This is a genomic window from Bradyrhizobium sp. RP6 (assembly GCF_003837805.1).
GTDB lineage: Bacteria > Pseudomonadota > Alphaproteobacteria > Rhizobiales > Xanthobacteraceae > Bradyrhizobium.
The window spans coordinates 19,210-35,828 of sequence record NZ_RQIT01000009.1 but is presented as its reverse complement, the minus strand read 5'-3'; the positions used below and the strand labels follow the sequence as shown (position 1 = coordinate 35,828).

General features: G+C 61.4%; 27 protein-coding genes, 1 tRNA gene and 1 pseudogene. 14 read left to right on the top strand and 15 right to left on the bottom strand.

Annotated elements, in window-relative coordinates; all coding sequences use genetic code 11:
• Positions 1 to 181 precede the first annotated feature (181 nt).
• Positions 182 to 487 (bottom strand): ETC complex I subunit, encoded by a 306-nt coding sequence (locus EHH60_RS18350; RefSeq protein ID WP_124160861.1) that lies wholly within the window; start codon positions 485 to 487, stop codon positions 182 to 184.
• A gap of 248 nt (positions 488 to 735) precedes the next feature.
• On the opposite strand from EHH60_RS18350, the gene EHH60_RS18345 reads away from it, so the two are divergent.
• Positions 736 to 1,902 carry an OpgC domain-containing protein gene (locus EHH60_RS18345; RefSeq protein ID WP_124160860.1) on the top strand — a complete coding sequence of 389 codons (1,167 nt, stop codon included), beginning with the start codon at positions 736 to 738 and terminating at the stop codon, positions 1,900 to 1,902.
• A gap of 164 nt (positions 1,903 to 2,066) precedes the next feature.
• On the top strand, positions 2,067 to 2,492 hold the full coding sequence (locus EHH60_RS18340; protein ID WP_124160859.1) for a translational machinery protein: 426 nt from the start codon (positions 2,067 to 2,069) through the stop codon (positions 2,490 to 2,492).
• 73 nt (positions 2,493 to 2,565) lie between these two features.
• Here EHH60_RS18340 and EHH60_RS18335 read toward each other — a convergent pair whose 3' ends face one another.
• Positions 2,566 to 2,760, bottom strand: a complete 195-nt coding sequence (locus EHH60_RS18335; RefSeq protein WP_124160858.1) for a hypothetical protein — start codon at positions 2,758 to 2,760, stop codon at positions 2,566 to 2,568.
• Between the two features lie 825 nt (positions 2,761 to 3,585).
• On the opposite strand from EHH60_RS18335, the gene EHH60_RS18330 reads away from it, so the two are divergent.
• Positions 3,586 to 3,747, top strand: a complete 162-nt coding sequence (locus EHH60_RS18330) for an RNA-binding protein (RefSeq protein ID WP_245454518.1) — start codon at positions 3,586 to 3,588, stop codon at positions 3,745 to 3,747.
• Between the two features lie 55 nt (positions 3,748 to 3,802).
• On the opposite strand, the gene EHH60_RS18325 is transcribed toward EHH60_RS18330, so the two are convergent.
• From EHH60_RS18325 to EHH60_RS18310, 4 genes are all read right to left on the bottom strand, one after another.
• Positions 3,803 to 3,879, bottom strand: a tRNA-Pro gene (locus tag EHH60_RS18325).
• A gap of 105 nt (positions 3,880 to 3,984) precedes the next feature.
• Positions 3,985 to 4,470, bottom strand: a complete 486-nt coding sequence (locus EHH60_RS18320) for a DUF192 domain-containing protein (protein ID WP_124160857.1) — start codon at positions 4,468 to 4,470, stop codon at positions 3,985 to 3,987.
• A gap of 114 nt (positions 4,471 to 4,584) precedes the next feature.
• On the bottom strand, positions 4,585 to 5,247 hold the full coding sequence (locus EHH60_RS18315; protein WP_199751547.1) for a cold-shock protein: 663 nt from the start codon (positions 5,245 to 5,247) through the stop codon (positions 4,585 to 4,587).
• Positions 5,248 to 5,448: 201 nt separating this feature from the next.
• A complete protein-coding gene (locus tag EHH60_RS18310; protein WP_199751546.1) occupies positions 5,449 to 6,210 on the bottom strand; it encodes an SIR2 family NAD-dependent protein deacylase in 762 nt (253 codons plus the stop codon).
• A gap of 253 nt (positions 6,211 to 6,463) precedes the next feature.
• Between EHH60_RS18310 and EHH60_RS37575 the strand changes: the two genes are divergently transcribed.
• Positions 6,464 to 6,628 carry a hypothetical protein gene (locus tag EHH60_RS37575; protein WP_162832225.1) on the top strand — a complete coding sequence of 55 codons (165 nt, stop codon included), beginning with the start codon at positions 6,464 to 6,466 and terminating at the stop codon, positions 6,626 to 6,628.
• A 78-nt stretch (positions 6,629 to 6,706) separates the two neighbouring features.
• On the opposite strand, the gene EHH60_RS18305 is transcribed toward EHH60_RS37575, so the two are convergent.
• A complete protein-coding gene (locus EHH60_RS18305) occupies positions 6,707 to 6,994 on the bottom strand; it encodes a hypothetical protein (protein WP_124160854.1) in 288 nt (95 codons plus the stop codon).
• Positions 6,995 to 7,211: 217 nt separating this feature from the next.
• Between EHH60_RS18305 and EHH60_RS18300 the strand changes: the two genes are divergently transcribed.
• Positions 7,212 to 7,529 carry a hypothetical protein gene (locus EHH60_RS18300; RefSeq protein WP_245454517.1) on the top strand — a complete coding sequence of 106 codons (318 nt, stop codon included), beginning with the start codon at positions 7,212 to 7,214 and terminating at the stop codon, positions 7,527 to 7,529.
• 85 nt (positions 7,530 to 7,614) lie between these two features.
• A complete protein-coding gene (locus tag EHH60_RS38570) occupies positions 7,615 to 7,740 on the top strand; it encodes a hypothetical protein (RefSeq protein ID WP_124160853.1) in 126 nt (41 codons plus the stop codon).
• Here EHH60_RS38570 and EHH60_RS18290 read toward each other — a convergent pair.
• The 3 genes from EHH60_RS18290 to EHH60_RS18280 all read right to left on the bottom strand — a co-directional run bounded on the left by EHH60_RS18290 (position 7,737) and on the right by EHH60_RS18280 (position 9,497).
• The gene (locus EHH60_RS18290) at positions 7,737 to 7,934 is read right to left on the bottom strand and encodes a hypothetical protein (protein WP_124160852.1); all 198 of its coding nucleotides are present in this window, start codon (positions 7,932 to 7,934) and stop codon (positions 7,737 to 7,739) included. The two genes, EHH60_RS38570 and EHH60_RS18290, sit on opposite strands and share 4 nt — an antisense overlap.
• 740 nt (positions 7,935 to 8,674) lie before the next feature.
• The gene (locus EHH60_RS18285; protein ID WP_124160851.1) at positions 8,675 to 8,938 is read right to left on the bottom strand and encodes a hypothetical protein; all 264 of its coding nucleotides are present in this window, start codon (positions 8,936 to 8,938) and stop codon (positions 8,675 to 8,677) included.
• 262 nt (positions 8,939 to 9,200) lie between these two features.
• Positions 9,201 to 9,497: an HU family DNA-binding protein gene (locus EHH60_RS18280; protein WP_018323108.1), complete on the bottom strand. Its 297-nt coding sequence runs from the start codon at positions 9,495 to 9,497 to the stop codon at positions 9,201 to 9,203.
• Positions 9,498 to 9,901: 404 nt separating this feature from the next.
• On the opposite strand from EHH60_RS18280, the gene EHH60_RS18275 reads away from it, so the two are divergent.
• Positions 9,902 to 10,204 (top strand): hypothetical protein, encoded by a 303-nt coding sequence (locus EHH60_RS18275; protein ID WP_124160850.1) that lies wholly within the window; start codon positions 9,902 to 9,904, stop codon positions 10,202 to 10,204.
• A 277-nt stretch (positions 10,205 to 10,481) separates the two neighbouring features.
• Positions 10,482 to 10,754 carry a hypothetical protein gene (locus EHH60_RS18270; protein ID WP_124160849.1) on the top strand — a complete coding sequence of 91 codons (273 nt, stop codon included), beginning with the start codon at positions 10,482 to 10,484 and terminating at the stop codon, positions 10,752 to 10,754.
• A gap of 244 nt (positions 10,755 to 10,998) precedes the next feature.
• On the opposite strand, the gene EHH60_RS37145 is transcribed toward EHH60_RS18270, so the two are convergent.
• The gene (locus EHH60_RS37145; RefSeq protein ID WP_158626745.1) at positions 10,999 to 11,163 is read right to left on the bottom strand and encodes a hypothetical protein; all 165 of its coding nucleotides are present in this window, start codon (positions 11,161 to 11,163) and stop codon (positions 10,999 to 11,001) included.
• Between the two features lie 579 nt (positions 11,164 to 11,742).
• On the opposite strand from EHH60_RS37145, the gene EHH60_RS37140 reads away from it, so the two are divergent.
• Entirely contained in the window at positions 11,743 to 11,889 is a 147-nt protein-coding gene (locus EHH60_RS37140) for a hypothetical protein (RefSeq protein WP_158626744.1), read from the top strand.
• A 55-nt stretch (positions 11,890 to 11,944) separates the two neighbouring features.
• Here EHH60_RS37140 and EHH60_RS18265 read toward each other — a convergent pair whose 3' ends face one another.
• Both EHH60_RS18265 and EHH60_RS18260 read right to left on the bottom strand, forming a co-directional pair.
• Positions 11,945 to 12,172, bottom strand: a complete 228-nt coding sequence (locus EHH60_RS18265; protein ID WP_124160848.1) for a hypothetical protein — start codon at positions 12,170 to 12,172, stop codon at positions 11,945 to 11,947.
• Positions 12,166 to 12,399: a hypothetical protein gene (locus tag EHH60_RS18260; protein ID WP_124160847.1), complete on the bottom strand. Its 234-nt coding sequence runs from the start codon at positions 12,397 to 12,399 to the stop codon at positions 12,166 to 12,168. Before EHH60_RS18260 ends, EHH60_RS18265 begins: the two co-directional genes overlap by 7 nt.
• An 89-nt stretch (positions 12,400 to 12,488) precedes the next feature.
• Between EHH60_RS18260 and EHH60_RS18255 the strand changes: the two genes are divergently transcribed.
• From EHH60_RS18255 to EHH60_RS38085, 4 genes and pseudogenes are all read left to right on the top strand, one after another.
• Complete coding sequence (locus tag EHH60_RS18255; RefSeq protein WP_124160846.1) at positions 12,489 to 12,680, top strand: DUF3072 domain-containing protein; 192 nt, start codon at positions 12,489 to 12,491, stop codon at positions 12,678 to 12,680.
• A gap of 57 nt (positions 12,681 to 12,737) precedes the next feature.
• Positions 12,738 to 12,890 (top strand): hypothetical protein, encoded by a 153-nt coding sequence (locus tag EHH60_RS37135; protein WP_158626743.1) that lies wholly within the window; start codon positions 12,738 to 12,740, stop codon positions 12,888 to 12,890.
• A 283-nt stretch (positions 12,891 to 13,173) separates the two neighbouring features.
• Positions 13,174 to 13,482, top strand: a complete 309-nt coding sequence (locus tag EHH60_RS18250; protein ID WP_124160845.1) for a type II toxin-antitoxin system RelB/DinJ family antitoxin — start codon at positions 13,174 to 13,176, stop codon at positions 13,480 to 13,482.
• A pseudogene (locus EHH60_RS38085) lies at positions 13,479 to 13,770 on the top strand (type II toxin-antitoxin system RelE/ParE family toxin). Before EHH60_RS18250 ends, EHH60_RS38085 begins: the two are co-directional and overlap by 4 nt.
• A 150-nt stretch (positions 13,771 to 13,920) precedes the next feature.
• Here the strand turns inward: EHH60_RS38085 and EHH60_RS18240 are convergent.
• On the bottom strand, positions 13,921 to 14,541 hold the full coding sequence (locus EHH60_RS18240) for an ImmA/IrrE family metallo-endopeptidase (RefSeq protein ID WP_124160844.1): 621 nt from the start codon (positions 14,539 to 14,541) through the stop codon (positions 13,921 to 13,923).
• A 185-nt stretch (positions 14,542 to 14,726) separates the two neighbouring features.
• Positions 14,727 to 15,377, bottom strand: a complete 651-nt coding sequence (locus EHH60_RS18235) for a transposase (protein WP_124160843.1) — start codon at positions 15,375 to 15,377, stop codon at positions 14,727 to 14,729.
• A gap of 192 nt (positions 15,378 to 15,569) precedes the next feature.
• On the opposite strand from EHH60_RS18235, the gene EHH60_RS18230 reads away from it, so the two are divergent.
• Positions 15,570 to 16,481 (top strand): DUF4238 domain-containing protein, encoded by a 912-nt coding sequence (locus tag EHH60_RS18230; RefSeq protein WP_158626742.1) that lies wholly within the window; start codon positions 15,570 to 15,572, stop codon positions 16,479 to 16,481.
• The last annotated feature ends 138 nt before the right edge of the window (positions 16,482 to 16,619 follow it).

The following is a 16,619-nucleotide window of genomic DNA, read 5'->3' as shown; positions in this document are numbered from 1 at the left end:
GAGACGCCCGCCTCCGGCGGGCCCTCAGGATGAGGTAACGCTTCGCGGCACGATATCAGACCTCATGGTGAGGAGCCCGCCAAGGCGGGCGTCTCGAGCCATGCAGGCCGAGCTCATGCGGCGAAAACGTGGATGCCCGGGACAAGTCCGGGCACGACGTGCCGATAGAGCTTGCCGAGACTCAATGCGTCCAGGGCTCGCCGCGGCGGAACGAGAAATTATCCGCATAGGCGACCGGCCGGCGAATCGATTCCTGCGGCTCGATGACCTGGTAGGCGATGCCCTTGCGCTCGCAATAGGCGACCGCCTCTTCCTTGCTGTGGAAATGCAGCGTGATCTGCTGCTTCATGTCGCCGGAGGAGGTCCAGCCCATCAGCGGCTCGACCGAGCGCGGCTGCTCCGGCTCGTAGTCGAGCTGCCATTCCTTGGTCTTGGACCGGCCGGATTGCATCGCGTTCTTGGCAGGCTTGAAAATGCGTGCGGTCATGGCTGGTCCGGGCCTCTTCGTCTTTTCGTTCGATTTCGATGCGTCACGGTGGCAGTTGGTGGAAACCTCGGGGATAGTATAGAGAAACCGATCGGGACTTGATCGGTGATTCCGGCCCCCGGCCCCCTCGCCAACGGTATAGTCATTATGCTGCACCGTGACAATTCCGTACCCGCCTTCCGCGCCGGGATCCCGCCCGGCGGCACTGCCGCATCAGCCTATCCGATCTCTTCGAGAGCTCCCGTCGCATGGCCTTCCTGAACATCAGTGCAACGCTTCCCGACAAGGGCCGCGATCTCCGGCTCGACCTGTTTCGCGGTGTCGCGAACTGGGCGATCTTTCTCGACCATATCCCCGACAACGTCGTGAACTGGATCACGACCCGCAATTACGGCTTTTCCGACGCGGCCGACCTGTTCGTCTTCATCTCCGGCTATACCGCCTCCTTCGTCTATGCGCGGATGATGCTGGAGCGCGGTTTCATCGTCGGCGCCACGCGGCTGACCAAGCGGGTCTGGCAGCTGTATGTCGCCCACATCATCCTGTTCGTGATCTACATCGCCTCGATCAGCTATCTGGCGCTGCGCTTCGGCGATTCCGAGATGATCAACGAGTTCAACGTCGCCGGCCTCGTCGACAACGCGACCGAGACGCTGCGCCAGGGCCTGTTCCTGCGCTTCAAGCCGCTCAATCTCGACGTGCTGCCGCTGTACATCGTGCTGATGGGCCTGTTTCCGCCGGTGCTGTGGTTCATGTTGCGCAAGCCCGATTTGACGATGGCGCTGTCGATCGTGCTGTGGCTCGCCGCGCGCCATTACGGCCTGAACCTGACGGCCTATCCGGCCGGCCAGTGGTACTTCAATCCGTATTGCTGGCAGGTGCTGTTCGTGTTCGGCGCCTGGTGCGCGATGGGCGGGGCTCGGCGCTCGATGACGCTGATCAATTCGCCGATCACCCTGTGGGTATGCCTCGGATATCTCCTGTTCGCGCTGGTTATGACCATGGCCGGCCGCTTCCCCACCTTCGGCGGCATGTTCCCGGAATGGCTGTTCTCGGCCTTCAACCCCAATGACAAGACCAACCTTGCGCCGTACCGCTTCCTCCATTTCGTGGTGATCGTGATCCTGGTGATCCGCTTCGTGCCGAAGGAGTGGCCTGGGCTGGAGTGGAGGGTGTTCGATCCCCTGATCGTCTGCGGCCAGCAGTCGCTCGCCGTGTTCTGCGTCGGCGTGTTCCTGTCCTTCGTCGGCCATTTCGAACTGTCGATGAGCTCGGGCTCGCTGCTTGCGCAGATCTTCGTCAGTGTCGCCGGCATCGCGATCATGACGACGGTCGCCTACTACATCTCGTGGTCGAAGAAGCAGGACAAGCCGCTGAAGCCGCCACCGCCCAAGCCGGCGGCAGCGGCGGCCTGAGCCGGAGACGCCCTTCGGAGCGCGACGTCCGCTTGCCGCATTCCGAGCCGAAGATCGCATTGACATGAGTCAACAGAGGCGGCGGCGCCGGCCCGCATAGTGTTGCCACGACCTGAGCCGCCGCTCCGTCGTCGGCAACCTCCTCTGGCACAAGGCCCAAACACATGCCCTCTCATTTCCACGCCGTGGTATGGATCGACCATTCACAGGCTCGGATCTTCCATCTCGGCCTGAGCGGCTCGGACGAAGTCACGCTGCATCCGCAACTGCCGACTCGTCATCTTCATCACAAGGCCAATGTGATCGGCAGCGGCCATGCTGCCCCCGACAAGGCATTTTACACCGAGGTGACCAAAGCCATCGCCGATGCCGGCGAGATCCTCATCATCGGTCCGGCGAGCGCGAAGACGGAGCTTGCCGGCCACATTCACGCGAGCGCCCCTGATCTGGCCACGCGGATTGTCGCGGTGGAGGCGGCCGATCATCCCTCGGACGCCGAGATCGTCGCCTACGCGAAGCGCCACTTCAAGATGCCGCTGCCGCGCGTGCAAACGCCGGGATCAGCAATAGGCGAGCGGCACTCGGGTTAGGACCGTACGACCTCGACGATAACGCAAGGCGCGATGATGGTGCGATGATGGTTCATCACGATCTCACCGCGCTTCAGGCCGCCTCTTCGCCGTCGAACTCGGTGAATTTCTTGTAGATCCAGTTCCGACCGTCGTAGCGGCGCCAGACCTTGCCGACCACGAACTGCCCATTGATGGAGCGGCGCGGCATGATCACTGTCCAGAGGTGCCAGATGTGCGTCCAGCTCGACTGCGGAACAACGGTCTTGAGGTTGCGATCAAAAGACATGTGGCAGAACTCGCTGGCGCAGAACTCAACTGGTAGGCACGCCGCGACGAACCGTGACCTGTGGTCGCTCGGAATTGAAGGCAGCGCATCGCGAGCCGGGACCGACCTGATCACAGCCACCCAAGCGGGCGCAACAACCGCTCGCCTTTAACCTAACCGATCAACCTTACTTGGGATGGAGCGGCACGATCGTTTGAAAGCCGCGGCCGGGTTTTCCGGAAGGCTCATGATTGAGAACGAATGCCGTGTTAGGCGCTCGGTGGTTTTTTCCAGAACTGACCAGCCCGGCCGAAAAGCGCAACGCCGCGCAAGCGGAATATCATCGCTTGGCGGCGTCCGTTAGGCATTGGGCGCTGAAATCCCCAACACACATATGTCTGTGGCAACAGCCAAAGGTTCGATGAATCTTTGGCAATTCTGCGCCACGCGGCCCTCATCAACGCCTTCAAAAATCGCGCAGAAGTCGTGTGGCGCAGGCTATGAGCGCCAAGGCTTCAAAGGGCTGGGACAGACCTCGCGCAAACGGCTCACCCGCAATATGCCGCCTGCCCTGCTTCGGCCACCAAGCCGACTGGGACGTGGCGCTGGGGCTGGAAGCCCGGAAGACGTTTTAGGGGCTCGGCCGGGCAACCAAACGCAGCGCCGCGCGTTGCAGGTTTTTCCCAGCGATCGCGAGGCGTCCGTGAATGTCAACGATCAGCGCGCGCCCCCGCCATGGACGCCAGTCATCTCGTCTCACGTCCGTGTGAGCAGCAGCGCGGCCGGTGAATTTCCGTGAGCGAGCGGAGACCAATGAGGAGCAGGCCGCATGGCCGAGGGGGAGCAGTGAGCCAGATCGATACGACCGAGAAACTATCCGACGTCCCAGAGACCGGAAGCTCTCTGCTGCCGCTCTGCGGACTTGGCGTGGCCGGGATTGCAATGCTGGGCTGGATCTGCGCCCTCGCCTGGGGCGCCTGGCGGCTTGTTGACTGGCTGCTGTTCTGAGCGGAGGTGGGGTCGCAGCTCTGCGATCCCACGACCCTGGGGGCCTTCTCGGGACTGGTCGGGGCAGCTGGATTCGAACCAACGACCTGCAGTACCCAAAACTGCCGCGCTACCAGGCTGCGCTATACCCCGACTGTCCGGCGAGCCCCGTCGATACACGCTTCCCGAGGCGTCAGCAAGCTGCCAACAAAGCTCCAAAGCCAGCAGCGCGGCCGGCAATCGCCGGACTTTCCCGCCCTATTTGCTGCCGAACAGGGGATGGCCGACGCGGTCGCCGGGGCGGATGCCGTACTTCTGTGCCGTTCCTGCCACCACCTCCAACACGGCCCTGGCCGGCCCCCGGGACGAGATGATCTTGGTCGACAGCGGCTCGGTGTTCTCGGCGATGCGCAGGATGCGGCCGTCGGCGCGGATGAAGATCATGTCGAGCGAAACATAGGTGTTCTTCATCCACATCGACACTTCCTGCTCGGGATTGAAGTCGAACAGCATGCCTTTGCCGTCAGGCAGTTCCTTGCGATACATCAGGCCGGTCTGCTTCTCCTCCTCGGTCGTTGCCATTTCCACCGAGAACACCTGCACACCATTCTTGGTGACGATCTCGAGCGGCTGGAAGCTGGCGGCGCCGGCGGGCGCGCTGGCGACGACACAGCCAATGATGAGGAGGATGGCGGCAAGCCAGCCCTTTGCAACGGACCAGACGGCCTTTCGATCAAAATTCATGGGGCTCTCGAGGCGTGGGGACTGGGTCAGTCCTACGCGGCGGCCAGCGGAAAAGGAAGAGGCGCGCCGGCCAGCCGGCACGCCTCTGCTCACGATTGCGAGAATTGGTGCTCTTTAGTGCGACTGCAATCCCGGCGATCCGGTCTCGGGATGGATCTCCGCCGCCATCATGCCCTTGGAGCCCGGCCCGAAGCGAACCAGGACATACTGGCCCGGCCTGAGTTCAGTCATGCCGAACCGGCGCAGTGTCTCCATGTGCACGAAAATGTCGGGCGTGCCCTCGCCGCAGGTCAGGAATCCGAAGCCGCGCAGCCGGTTGAACCATTTGACCTGGGCCCGCTCCAGCCCGCTGGTCGGAGTGACCGTGACATGGGTGCGCGGCGGCAACATCTGCGCCGGATGGATCGCGGTCGACTCGTCCATCGAAACCACGCGGAAGGCCTGGTAACCCTTGGCGCGCTGAATGCACTCGACGACGATGCGGGCGCCCTCATAAGCGGTCTGGAAGCCGTCGCGCCTGAGCACGGTCACGTGCAGGAGCACGTCGGGCCAGCCATTGTCAGGAACGATGAAGCCATAGCCCTTGGAGGCGTCGAACCATTTGATGACGCCATGGACCTCGACGAGATTGGCGCTGGTCTCACCGAGTCCGCTGAAGGGACTGAGTGCGCTATCGCGACCGACACCGCCATGTTCGCCCGGCGTCATCCGCCCGGGCGATACTCCCTGCCCGGGAACTCCGAGCTTCTTGGACTCAAATCCGTCCGACGACCCCATAACCCCGGACCCCACACTGCCATTGCGGCCCGCCACATTGGCGGCGCTCGAATCACGCGTCTTATGAGAAACTTCTCAACTCGACGCGACGCGAATCTTTCGACTCAAAAGATAACACTCCCGGTTGCGAGGCATAGACAAAAAAGAGATTCGCCGGAACCTATGAACAGCTTGCATTGCGGCGAATCAAATCGATTCGTCTCAATTGCCGACGAAGGGACCGAGCGTTTCGCCGATATCCTGATGGATGACGAGGTCGGCAATATCGTCCTGCTCGGTCGGCTCGCGGTTGATGATGACCAGACGTGCACCGGCGCGCTTGGCCATGATCGGAAAGCCCGCGGCCGGCCAGACCAGCAGCGAGGAACCGATCGCGATGAAGAGGTCGCAGGATTGCGACAGCGCGGTTGCGCGCTGCATTTCGTCATCCGGCATCATCTCACCGAAGGAGATCGTGGCGGTCTTCACCGGCTCGTCGCACGCCGTGCAGTTTGGCGCCGCGCCATCGCCGTCGAAACGGCGCCTCACCCAGTCCAGCGGATAGACCTGCCCACATCCGATGCATCGCGCGAAAGTAGTATTTCCATGAAGTTCAACCACGTGTTCGGCGGCAAAGCCCGAGGCCTGGTGCAGATTGTCGATGTTCGGGGTGATGACGGCGGGAACCTTGCCGGCGCGGTAGAGCGCGGCCAGCGCGCGATGGCCGCGACCGGGCTTGGCGGCAGCAAACACCTCCTCCATCGCGAAGCGGCGGCGCCAGGCCTCGTTGCGCGCCTCCCGGCTCGCGACGAATTCGTCGAACGGAATCGGACTGTTACGCGTCCAAATTCCGCCCGGCGAGCGGAAGTCGGGAATGCCGCATTCGGTCGAGATGCCAGCTCCGGTGAACGGCACGATGACCTTGGCCTCGGCGATCATGTCGCCGAGCAGTTCGACCCCGCTCTGAAGATCCGATGCGATCAATTGCGCCTCCCGACTCCTTCTGCCTGACAGCAGCATGCACAAGCGACAACATCATTGACGCACTTATCAAGTGCGAACGCAGTTCGCTCGGAAATTTCTTCCGGCCTTTCGCTTATCACATTCCTGCAATGCCTCCTCCCCATTGACGCCCCATTCAGGAGCGCCAATGGATGTGTTGACGCGACTCAACGTGATTGCGGCGGCAGCGCTTGAGTTCAGATGCGCACGTACTCAGGTGTAGAGGGGATTTGAGATGACCGAAGACGAAGAACGCAAAGCGCGTGAGCGCGATGAGATCGCCGCCCGTGTCGCCGCCTTCCGTGCTACGCAAGAGAAGTTCAAGCGCGAGCGCGAAGAATATTTCGTGTCGACGCTGGAGAACGCTCGCAAGGTCGAGCGGCCATCGCTCTGGCCCTAGGATGTCGCGCAGGCAAACGCGGCGACAGGCGAATGAAAAAAGCCCGGAGCGACGCTCCGGGCTTTTCGCTATTGGCGACTACCAATGGCGCCAGTGGTGATGGCGGTAGTAGGGCCCGCCGCCGTAATAGGCGTAAGGACCCGGTCCGTAATAATAGCTCGGGCCGCCATAATAGCCGTAGCCGGGTCCGTAATAATCATACGGCCGCGAGGCTGCGACCGCACCCGCGGTGATGGCGCCGGCGGCAAGGCCGAACGCAAGGCCCGGGCCGATGCCGCGACCGCGCGCCTCGGCCGGCGCGGGCGCCGCGATGGCGGTCACGCCGACGGCCGCGACGGTGGCCAGAACTGCCAATGTCTTCTTCATGCTCTTCTCCTTCGCGTCTTGAAAGATAACCGCTTGGCGTCATGGAAGATAACCGCGGCCGCCTGCGATGGTTGCGCGATCCGCGGAACTCCGGCGCGATCAAAAAGTGTCGATGCAGCGGGAACGAAATCGCCGGGAGCCGATTGATCTCCCAAGTGCGGGAGCCTCGCCATCCGGGTTGAGGCAACAGCACGAAGACCCCGTCAGCATCTCCGCGATGCTGGCGGGGTTTTTCAGTTTAGCGGGAGCCAATGGCAGCAGACCACAATTGCTGCCAACGGGGCGGACGATCGAGGAGGAAGATTTGCCATTATCCGCTTTGCTGGCCCGCATCCGCAAATTGGTTCCCAGATCCGACGATCAGCATTACGACGAAATCGTCCGCAGCTTCGGTGTCGGCACGCTGCGCCCGCCGCCGACGCCGATGACCGACGGCGAACTGGCCCGGGCGATCGCCGAGTTCCTGAAGGAGCGGCCGTCGAGCGAATCCGTCGCGGCCCTCGGCCGCCGGCTCGACCCCACCTCAGGGGTTTGAGTTTCTTTTCGGGAGCAGGGAACGAGGATTGCGCGCGGACGTTGAGTTCTTCCTCACGCTGAGCGGAAGGAGAAAGAGGCCCGACATGCCCGCGTGGCTCGAAGTCCTGCTCAACCTGTCCGGCTATGCCGGCTTCGTGGCGCTCGCCTCGCGCGGCGCCGCCTGCCCGCAGGCGCCGGCCGACGATCGCATCTGCGGCGACGAACGCTAATTGGCGTGCGAGGCTTGGCCCGCCGTGCGGACCAGCCGGTCGGCCTTGACCGCCACGCGCGTGTCCTCGGCCTGCGGCCGCAGCGAGAAGCTGATCACCACGAAAGCGAGACAGAACAGCGTACCGACGACGGCGACGCGCCGGCGGGTCTGCCGATCGCCTTGATAAAAGGAGGGCTCTGAAAAAGGTGTCATGACAAAATCGCTTCTTGGCAAAGTCGCTTCTTGCTTCTTGCCAGACACCTACCCCACCCCGCCGCAAGCGCAACGCGATTGGGCTTTTAACCTAACCGAATAGCGTTATCGGCATCCGCGCAAGCTATCGTTAGGGGCCTCAGGGAAGGCGCCTCTGCCGCTGGCGAAGGGCCGACCGAGTTTGTTCCGGCTTCGACTCTATTTCGTTCTCGAAGAAACGAATCGGAATCGCAGAATTCCGCACGGCGAAGTTCTTAACAAACACTTTTGCGACGCGATCAACCAGCCCGCTTCACTGGTTCTGGAGAGACCGGGCGGGACTGTACCAAGCATCATGCCTCCTCGTTGTGATACGCACGGTCGCCATTGCCGCCCGCCGGGCGCAACCCGTTCTGCATCCGACTCCATTTCGTTCTCGAAGAACGAATCGGAATCCCGAAAATCAGTGCGGAGCGATCGCTAACGATCGGTGAAAGAGCGCGCCCTTACACATTCGGCCGCGGGAGGCTTTGCCGGCAAACTCATCGGCGACCGATCGAACGCGAGGGGGCAGAACGCGATCGCGCTCGCAGGTTGCCGCGTGTCGCCGATACTGATCAAGCCGCCCGCTTGGCCTTCTCTCTCGAGAAGCATTCGAGGATCTGTATGCGGAGCTCTTCTGCGGCAGGTCCCTCGAGCTTTCTGAGCTCGTTCCAGAGCCTGATCACTTCGCGCTGTTTTTCGACAGTCATGAGTCACCTCTAAAAGTCTTCCAAGGCGGCCCGCACTAGAACAAAATGAGAACAAAAAGTCCAGCCCTCGGGAAAAATTTCCAGGCTGTCGCATTGAACCTTTTCGGAGCGGCAAAGACTCACGAAAGCTGGGGATTTCAGCGCCCAGTCACACGGCAGCGCCGCCTGACGAACATATTCCGTCACCGCGGCGCTGTTGCTTTTTAGATTTTCAACTTTAAGTTTGGGACACGGTTGGCGGCCAGGCGCTGAAATCCCAACGCCGTCAGCCAAGAGAGCCCCGCGCGAAAGCGCGGGGTTTTTCTTTCGAAGCTGGTGACTTGGCGAGGCGCGCGGATTGCACGCTATCGAAACGATGCCTCGCTCCTGCGCATCGACCGGCCGAAATTCAGCGGGCCGGCGACGGCGCGCCCAGCCGCGCGGGCCTCGGAAGCCAGCATCGCGAGCTTCGTCGTCGAGGCGCCGATGATCTGCGAGTTCTGCGGGAACGAAATCGCCTTACGAAAGGACCCGCCGCAACGACATCTCCGGCGCCTCAGACGGCATCCTTGGCGACCTTCAGCGGCGAGGCCTTGACCGATTTGCTTGCGGGCTTTGCCGCAAACTGCATCGGCTCCTTGGTGAAGGGATTGACGCCCATGCGGGCTTCGGTCGCCGGCTTGTTCACGACCGACATCTTCACGAAGCCGGGAATGACGAACTCGCCGGACTCGTTGAGCTCCTTGTAGCCGACCGTCGCCATGTACTCGATCACCGACTTCACATCGTTCTTCGAAAGCTGCGTGCCCTCGGCAATTGCATCGATCAATTGGGTCTTCGTCATCTTCGCCATGTCTGAATTCCTTTGAATAGGGGGCGCGAGCAATTCCCGGAGAGGACGCGGCCGGACCGCGGGGGCGCGCTGCTGGTTCATGCCAGAAGTCATCGGGCTTAGAACCCATCGAGGCCGAAAACGCAAGCATGGGTTCTCAGGCGCTCCCTGACTCCTGTGAACGATACCCACCCTTCTTTTGAACCATTCGGCGGCCGACGCGTCCTATGATTGAGATTCCCAAGCCTCACCCACCAGAGCGCCCCGCCTCCTCAGGGCAGGGTTTTCGCTGTTGTGGCTCCTGTTGATCGCGACCGCCATGTCACCTCCACGTGAAACCTGTGGCTCGGCCCGCATTGTTGACGCTTCAGTAACCTAACGCGGCCAAGCTCCCATCCGGTTCGTTGCGTTGGAGTATCCCCACAGTGCTGGATTTTAACGAGCTGCGTGAACTCGCGGCTGATGTTCGTATTTTCGTCGACGTCGCCGAAGACAAGGCCGAAGCGCTCAGGGCCGTCATCGCCGCTTACGACGTGGTGCTGGCGATCTTCCCCACTGAAGAGGGCATGGGCCTCCACGTCATCAAGGGCCGCGAGATCCTAGACGGGATCGCAAAGTCGCGGACACATGCGATGTACAGCCACACGGCGATCGCGGTTCCCGACCTCGCACATGCAGAAGCGCTCAAGTTCCTGACGACACCTGTCGATCAACGGATCGCAGCCTAAAGCATGATCCGGAAAAGTGCGCAGCGGTTTTCCGAAAAGATCATGCTTGAACAACGACCTAAAGCGCGATGACGATTCATCCTCATCGCATCGCGCTTTAGTCGCCGATGCGAATGTGCCTGCCGCGACGCAGCTTGCCGCATGCAAGAACCCGCGTTTGCTCGAACGAAGCGCGGGCCGCGGCGCTCCCACGTCGCAGGATTTCTTTTCCATCCAGTTCTTAGGAACATGAATTCCGCACTCCCGTTGGCTGCAGGCAACCAACCAGGAGTTTGCGATGAAGACGATCATGATCGCCGCCGCCGCCCTCGGTCTCATGTGCGGTTCCGCCTTTGCGCAGAACCAGACTGGCCCGGCCCCGCAGTCCAACAGCATGCAGAAGCCCGGCATGAACAGCACGGACAAGGGCTCGATGAAACACGGCACGACCGGGATGAGCAATGACGGCATGAGCAAGGGCGGAATGGTGAGGCCGGACGCATCCGGTCAGGGCGGTTCGGGCCCGGGCAGCGACCAGGGCGGCACCAGAACGCGCAGCAACATGAAGTAACACAGTTACCTGCGAGGCTTGCTGTTCGGCCGCGCCGCTCCGCAACAGAGCGGCGCGTGTTCACCTCTCCCCGACGGGTGAATCAAACTCTTTGCGCACATCCCTTGAATCAGAACTCATCCCGCTCCCGACAGCTGCCTTTCAACTGAACGGAGGGATCTGTCATCGCCCGGCGCCATGCGCATCGGTTCACCTCTGCGTTCGGCCGAGCCGCGAGCAGAGAACATTTTCCGACGTTTCCGCTTCAGTGATCCAGCAGAATGGCCGCCGAGCCGATCACGATGCAGGAGAGACCGACAATGGCGGTGGCGAATTCGACCGCATTCTCCACGCGGAAGAATTTGATGATCGCGTCCCGTACGACGCTGAGGAGCGTTTCCACGATCGCGCTGAGCTGGCCCTGAAGCATGCCAGTTGGTCACGGCCGATCTCGCCGAGGTTCACCCTCGGCCATCCTCGGCAAGTCCGGCGCCGTAGATTTTCTTTTGAACTTTCGACCGGCTCGCGCGTCTTACAGTTGAAGCGTCCCTAAGCTTCACCCCCGACAGAGAACCCCGCTTCCCCCAGGCGGGGTTTTCGCTTTTGCGCGCTGCATCGGCTCGTCCGGAATTTCAAGCCTCTTTTGCCGTTGACCCGGCTGCCCTCCCGAAGCACCTTTTCGGCGGGCAGGCTTTTGAGGAGGAGTTATGCCGAAAACCCTTGTGGAATTCAGAGCGAAGAACCTTCGTTTGCTGGAACGGCTTTGTCCCGATGATCCCAGATACATCCAGGCCTGGCTGAAGCAATTCGACGAGCAGAACGGGATCACCCCCGAAGCGCGTCCGAAGTCCGGTAAAACGCGACGGACTTCTCCACCGAGGAAGGTTGCTTCGCCCGGTCGGACCAGGTCAGCGCCCTCCTCCTCGGTCTCATCACGCTGATCGGCGCAACGACGAGCGCGCACGTCTTCGCCTTTGCCTTTCCCAACGAGAGCGCAGGAGACGGTGCAATGACGGCAGGCCTGCGCGCCGGCAGCCATCGCCATCTTTCCGGCTGGCGGCCGCGTTTGGCGCACAGCTGCAATTGGGAGCGCCGTCACTTCAATTTCGAACCGTACGAATTGACGGACACGTCGCTTCTCGACCACGCGTGTTGACACCAGCGACGTGCCCCGATCCGATGCACGAGCAACGACACGGGCGCACAGCCCCTCACGGAATATCCGCGGCCTTGCGGTTGTCGCCGATTGAAACCGGCTTGTTCAGGAAATATTCGCGGTTGCCCGTCGCAGCCTCCGCGTACTGGTCGATGGCCACGATGATGGCCTGGACGTGCGCATAGCACCACCCTTCCCGCGTCGCCTTTCGGCGAACGTCCTCGAGCGCGGTCAGGAAGGGCGACAGCTCTCTCTCGTCGTCGAACCAGCGCCTGCTCACCATGTCCTCCCGCCGAGCACCCTGCCCTTGTTGTGATGCGGCTCTGCGCGCCTCAGCGCGTCACGCTGGGCACAGAGACTTTCAACCTTCGCCTCCATCCGAGACAGCAGCGCTTCGGCCGAGGCGGTGCCGACGCCCGCCCGCTGCAGCTGCAGGATCTCCTTCCTCTGCTTGCCGATTTGGATGCGCATCCGTTCGATCTCCCGCCTGACAAAGTCCAGGTCCGGCATGTCCAGCCTCGCGATTTTGAATATGGCCAAGGAGAACAAAAAAGGAACGAAGAGTCGAGTCCGACGTTGGACGGAAAAGGAGATTTGCGATGGCCGACAACACCCGGAAGGAACCGAAGGACTGGGTTTCCGGCGACGACCCGATGACGGGAGCCCAGGAATCCTACCTCAAGACCCTCGCCGAGCAGGCGCATCAGGACCTGCCCGCGGAAGAGTTGACCAAGGCCGAGGCCTCGGAGCTGATCGACAGGATGCGGCAAAAGGCCGGGCTGGAGAAGTGACCCGTAGAATTGCGGGAATCCGATGCCGTGTGTATGCAAACGAAATTGGGATCCAAAATGCCTTATTTCGTTTGTGCCCGCGACGGTGCGGGCCGGATCATTTTGAAACGGGACACCAGGGAAGCGGCCGAGAAGAAGGCCGCCGAGCTCCGCGACATGGGCTATTTCGAAGTCGAGATCGTCGCGAAGGGTGGCGAGAAGGCGGCGTGAAGGATTGGCGCGTGTATGCCGAGGATGACCGAGATGGCCAACCGCCCTTTCCTTCGCGACGCATTGGATGGCCAATTCCGCTTATCCCTTTCGATGGGCGCGTAAGATCTACGACGATACTCTTCTGCAGAGAGGCCCTTGGCAGCGGTTTCGGCGGCTCGGCTTCTCCAGAATTGCGTAATCGGGGTCGGGATCCGTACCGAATGGCGCCGTGGTCACCGGCCGCCCTTGCAGACGTCATTCAATTGAATTACATTATCACATCGCATCCGAGGAGGCGAACATGGCCGCAAATGCCCTTGTCCAGACCCGCATCGACGCCGATGTCCGTGATCGCGCCTCCGCCGTACTTGAGGAGATGGGGCTGACGGTATCGGACGCGGTACGCATCCTGCTGACCCGGACCGCCAATGAAGGCGCGCTACCGCTCGAACTCCTCACGAACAGCAAGGCTCATGATGCTTGGTTCCGCGCGAAGGTTCTGGAGGCGTTGAACGATGCCCGGCCTGATGTCTCCGACGAACAGGCTGAAGCGCATTTCGCAGAGCGGCGCGCGGCGGTCCGGCGCAGGGCGGACGAACTAGAGTCGTGAAGCTCGTCTGGTCCGCCTTCGCGCTGTCGGACCGCGACGGCATCTTCACCCACATCGTCGCTGAAAATCCTCGGGCAGCATAGCGCTCGACGAGCGGATCGCTGCCGCTGCGCATCGACTTGTCGAGTTTCCTGAGAGTGGGCGCACTGGGCGTGTGGCAGGCACACGCGAGCTCGTCATTGTGGGCACCCCTATGTCGCGGCCTACACCGCACCGGAAAGCTCGATTCGGATATTGCGCATCCTGCACGGCGCCCAGAAGTGGCCCGCTGAGCTTCCCGAAGATTGAGGGTGCAGCAAGCCGTCGGGGCTCCATGAATTACAGCGCGTGCTGCTCACCCCGCTGCTTCGGTCCATGCTTAGCGGGCAGCGTCAGTTAAGTGTCAGCGTAATGCGTAACTGCCCGCAGCCCCGCTAGGAGGACGCCGCCTGAAAGACTTCAGTCGTCGAGCTTTGTTCGAATCTCGATACCCTGAGCGCGAGCGTCGCGAAGAAACTCTTTGATGGATTCCGGCAACGGCCGAAGCTCGCCACGACGGCGGCGGCGGATGCGATCGATCTCCTCCTTACGAAGAATCGCTGCAGTCAGGCTCATTCCGAACTTTTCTGAGATTTCTTCCGCTGTTGCGTTCTCGGGGACGAGATGCTCTGGCGCCATCAATATAACTGCCAGGCGAGAAGCTTCGGTTTCCTCGTGCTTGATGTCGCCAACCGAATAGTCTCTCACCCTCTCGGTGCCACGATTGCGCGTCCCCTTATGGCCAAGTGCGTAGTGGGACAGCTCGTGGAAGACAACAAATCGGGGATGTGCATCGCCGTGCTGCATCCCCGTGAATACGCTCTCGCGCATCGAGATTTCTCGAAGATCTGAATTCCAACGCGCTTCGGCGTCCCGCATCTGGTTGTCAGGGACGCGACGGTAATTGAACTTGTCGTTTTTGCGCTTGATTTTGTTGATGATCGTCATCGCGTCGGGCGCCACCTGATTTTCAAGACCCAGACCGCGCAGAAATGCGCGGCCAATCTCTTCCATCTGCTCGTCCGTGCGATAGGTAGCCATAATTGCCCCATCCGCCGAAATTTGGCTTATTTTGAGGTATGTGGGCGGTCCAAATACAAGATCAAGGGGCCATGAACTATTTTATAGGTCAGCACTTCTCACTAATTTACGCGTCAGAGTACCTCCTTCTTGGAATTTCGGTAACGTACGCTCAACTCGCCCAACTGCCGTTTGAGTTGAGTGCACTAAATACCCCCCGACTCCACCGACGGCTTCGGCCCGCGCTTGGCGGGCTTGAGGACGCGCCCGGTCTGACGTTCGAGCCGAGCGAGAAAGCGGCTGTCTCCGAGCGGCCGGCCGATGCTCTCGGCTGAACGCAGGGCATCGAACCGATCGTCTTCCGGTTCGCTCGCCAGCAGATCGGCGAACTCTGGAAAACGATCGCGGATCGGCGCCAGCGCGGTCACGCCGTCCTCCCTGCCGCGCAAATGTGCGCGCGTGCTCGACCTGCGCCAGTCCTGTGCCCGCGGCACCAGGCGCGCCCGCACCGGATTGAGCGACACGTAGCGCAGCGCCGCCGCGAGATGTTCTTCGTCCATGGCAACAGCGCCGAACCGGCCCTGCCAGAAATGACCGGTACGTTTACGGCGCGCATGGATGATCCCGGCGTAGCTGCGGTGCACGCGCGAGAGCGCACGCCGCAGTCCGTCGGGATCGGACGGCACCAGGATCAGGTGCACGTGGTTCGGCATCAGGCACCAGGCCCACACATCGACCCCAGCGTCCCTGCAATTCGCCGCAAGCAGGTCGCGATACAGCGCATAATCGCCGTCCTCGAAGAACGTGCGCCCCCGGCCATTGCCGCGCTGGGTGACATGGTGGGGGTGATCGGGGATGACGACGCGAGCGAGACGAGCCTTGCTGCATCAGGGCCGTGAACCCCGGCATCAATTAAGTGCACTGTCACCGTAATTGCTACGTCAGGGTGGATTGCTTGGAAGGTGAAGGTTTGTGACTATACCGAGGTTCGGCGCCTCGTCCCCGCCCCTCGGCGCCTAATGAAGCCCCTCAGGGGCTTTATGTTGACCATGAGTGATCCGAGCAGACATCACTATATCCCGGCGTTTTATCTGCGGCAGTGGGCGACGAACGGCTTTCTATGCGAGATGCGGAAGATCCGGGGGAAGATCGTCGTGCACTCGAAATCTCCCGACGGCACCGGCTGGAAGAAGGATTTGTACAAGGTCGAGGGTGTCGCGCCGGAGTTTACCCAGCACTTTGAACGCGTGTTCATGCACATGGTCGACTCTGGTGCCGCCAAGGCCATGCGAAGCTTCATTGGCGGGAATATAGACGTGCCAGTAACGGATCGGGATGCCTGGATCAGGTTCTTGCTCTCGTTGCTGTTCCGGAATCCTGAGGCGGTCGCAGAAATCACAGGCCAGGTACTCACGCTTTATAGGGAGAGCGTTCAAAGGCTTCGTGAAAACTATGACGAACTTAGGCCGCCCGATTTCCCGCCCACCCTTGAGGAATTCGACACGCAGACTGACCCAAATGCTGGCGCTGTTGCCGCTTCGAACTTTCTCCAACAATTGATGAACCTTGAAGGCATCGCGAACCGGCTGGCACGGATGACATGGGGGCGGCTGCACCTATGGAGATCGCGTCATGCCCTGCTAACCTCCGACCGGCCGCAGTGCCTTCCCATGCATTTCCAGAACACTTCTGTGGCGGTCGTTCTGCCCATCTCGCCCCATATCGCCTTTACGGCCGCTGAGAACCCCTCCGCTTTGCAGGCACTGGCCCGGGGCGATCACACAGAGATGGTCTTGCAGATTAACAAGCAGGTTGTGTCTCAGGCCCGCCAATACGTATGGGCCCTCGACGACAGCGCGGTCCGCTTTATCCGAAAGCACATCAGTACTCTGCCCGACAGACAAGTTATTTCCGACCGCGCGCGACAGCTGGCACTCCAGCAGGCCCGCGGCGAGGAATGATGGTCAGTCATCGTCTTTGGGAAACGGCTCCTGGGTCTTCCGGCCGACAAATGTATCTTTCGGTGACAGTGCACTAAATCGGCAGTGTGCACCCCGCACTGCGGGACTTTAGTGCACTGTCACCGTAAGCCAAGCCCG

What these genes read in the sequence shown, in the direction of transcription:
- EHH60_RS18350 (WP_124160861.1), bottom strand. Translation starts at nt 487, where the DNA reads ATGACCGCACGCATTTTCAAGCCTGCCAAGAACGCGATGCAATCCGGC.
- EHH60_RS18345 (WP_124160860.1), top strand. Translation starts at nt 736, where the DNA reads ATGGCCTTCCTGAACATCAGTGCAACGCTTCCCGACAAGGGCCGCGAT.
- EHH60_RS18340 (WP_124160859.1), top strand. Translation starts at nt 2,067, where the DNA reads ATGCCCTCTCATTTCCACGCCGTGGTATGGATCGACCATTCACAGGCT.
- EHH60_RS18335 (WP_124160858.1), bottom strand. Translation starts at nt 2,760, where the DNA reads ATGTCTTTTGATCGCAACCTCAAGACCGTTGTTCCGCAGTCGAGCTGG.
- EHH60_RS18320 (WP_124160857.1), bottom strand. Translation starts at nt 4,470, where the DNA reads ATGAATTTTGATCGAAAGGCCGTCTGGTCCGTTGCAAAGGGCTGGCTT.
- EHH60_RS18315 (WP_199751547.1), bottom strand. Translation starts at nt 5,247, where the DNA reads ATGGGGTCGTCGGACGGATTTGAGTCCAAGAAGCTCGGAGTTCCCGGG.
- EHH60_RS37575 (WP_162832225.1), top strand. Translation starts at nt 6,464, where the DNA reads ATGACCGAAGACGAAGAACGCAAAGCGCGTGAGCGCGATGAGATCGCC.
- EHH60_RS18305 (WP_124160854.1), bottom strand. Translation starts at nt 6,994, where the DNA reads ATGAAGAAGACATTGGCAGTTCTGGCCACCGTCGCGGCCGTCGGCGTG.
- EHH60_RS18300 (WP_245454517.1), top strand. Translation starts at nt 7,212, where the DNA reads ATGCTGGCGGGGTTTTTCAGTTTAGCGGGAGCCAATGGCAGCAGACCA.
- EHH60_RS38570 (WP_124160853.1), top strand. Translation starts at nt 7,615, where the DNA reads ATGCCCGCGTGGCTCGAAGTCCTGCTCAACCTGTCCGGCTATGCCGGC.
- EHH60_RS18290 (WP_124160852.1), bottom strand. Translation starts at nt 7,934, where the DNA reads ATGACACCTTTTTCAGAGCCCTCCTTTTATCAAGGCGATCGGCAGACC.
- EHH60_RS18280 (WP_018323108.1), bottom strand. Translation starts at nt 9,497, where the DNA reads ATGGCGAAGATGACGAAGACCCAATTGATCGATGCAATTGCCGAGGGC.
- EHH60_RS18270 (WP_124160849.1), top strand. Translation starts at nt 10,482, where the DNA reads ATGAAGACGATCATGATCGCCGCCGCCGCCCTCGGTCTCATGTGCGGT.
- EHH60_RS37145 (WP_158626745.1), bottom strand. Translation starts at nt 11,163, where the DNA reads ATGCTTCAGGGCCAGCTCAGCGCGATCGTGGAAACGCTCCTCAGCGTC.
- EHH60_RS37140 (WP_158626744.1), top strand. Translation starts at nt 11,743, where the DNA reads ATGACGGCAGGCCTGCGCGCCGGCAGCCATCGCCATCTTTCCGGCTGG.
- EHH60_RS18265 (WP_124160848.1), bottom strand. Translation starts at nt 12,172, where the DNA reads ATGGTGAGCAGGCGCTGGTTCGACGACGAGAGAGAGCTGTCGCCCTTC.
- EHH60_RS18260 (WP_124160847.1), bottom strand. Translation starts at nt 12,399, where the DNA reads ATGCCGGACCTGGACTTTGTCAGGCGGGAGATCGAACGGATGCGCATC.
- EHH60_RS18255 (WP_124160846.1), top strand. Translation starts at nt 12,489, where the DNA reads ATGGCCGACAACACCCGGAAGGAACCGAAGGACTGGGTTTCCGGCGAC.
- EHH60_RS37135 (WP_158626743.1), top strand. Translation starts at nt 12,738, where the DNA reads ATGCCTTATTTCGTTTGTGCCCGCGACGGTGCGGGCCGGATCATTTTG.
- EHH60_RS18250 (WP_124160845.1), top strand. Translation starts at nt 13,174, where the DNA reads ATGGCCGCAAATGCCCTTGTCCAGACCCGCATCGACGCCGATGTCCGT.
- EHH60_RS18240 (WP_124160844.1), bottom strand. Translation starts at nt 14,541, where the DNA reads ATGGCTACCTATCGCACGGACGAGCAGATGGAAGAGATTGGCCGCGCA.
- EHH60_RS18230 (WP_158626742.1), top strand. Translation starts at nt 15,570, where the DNA reads ATGAGTGATCCGAGCAGACATCACTATATCCCGGCGTTTTATCTGCGG.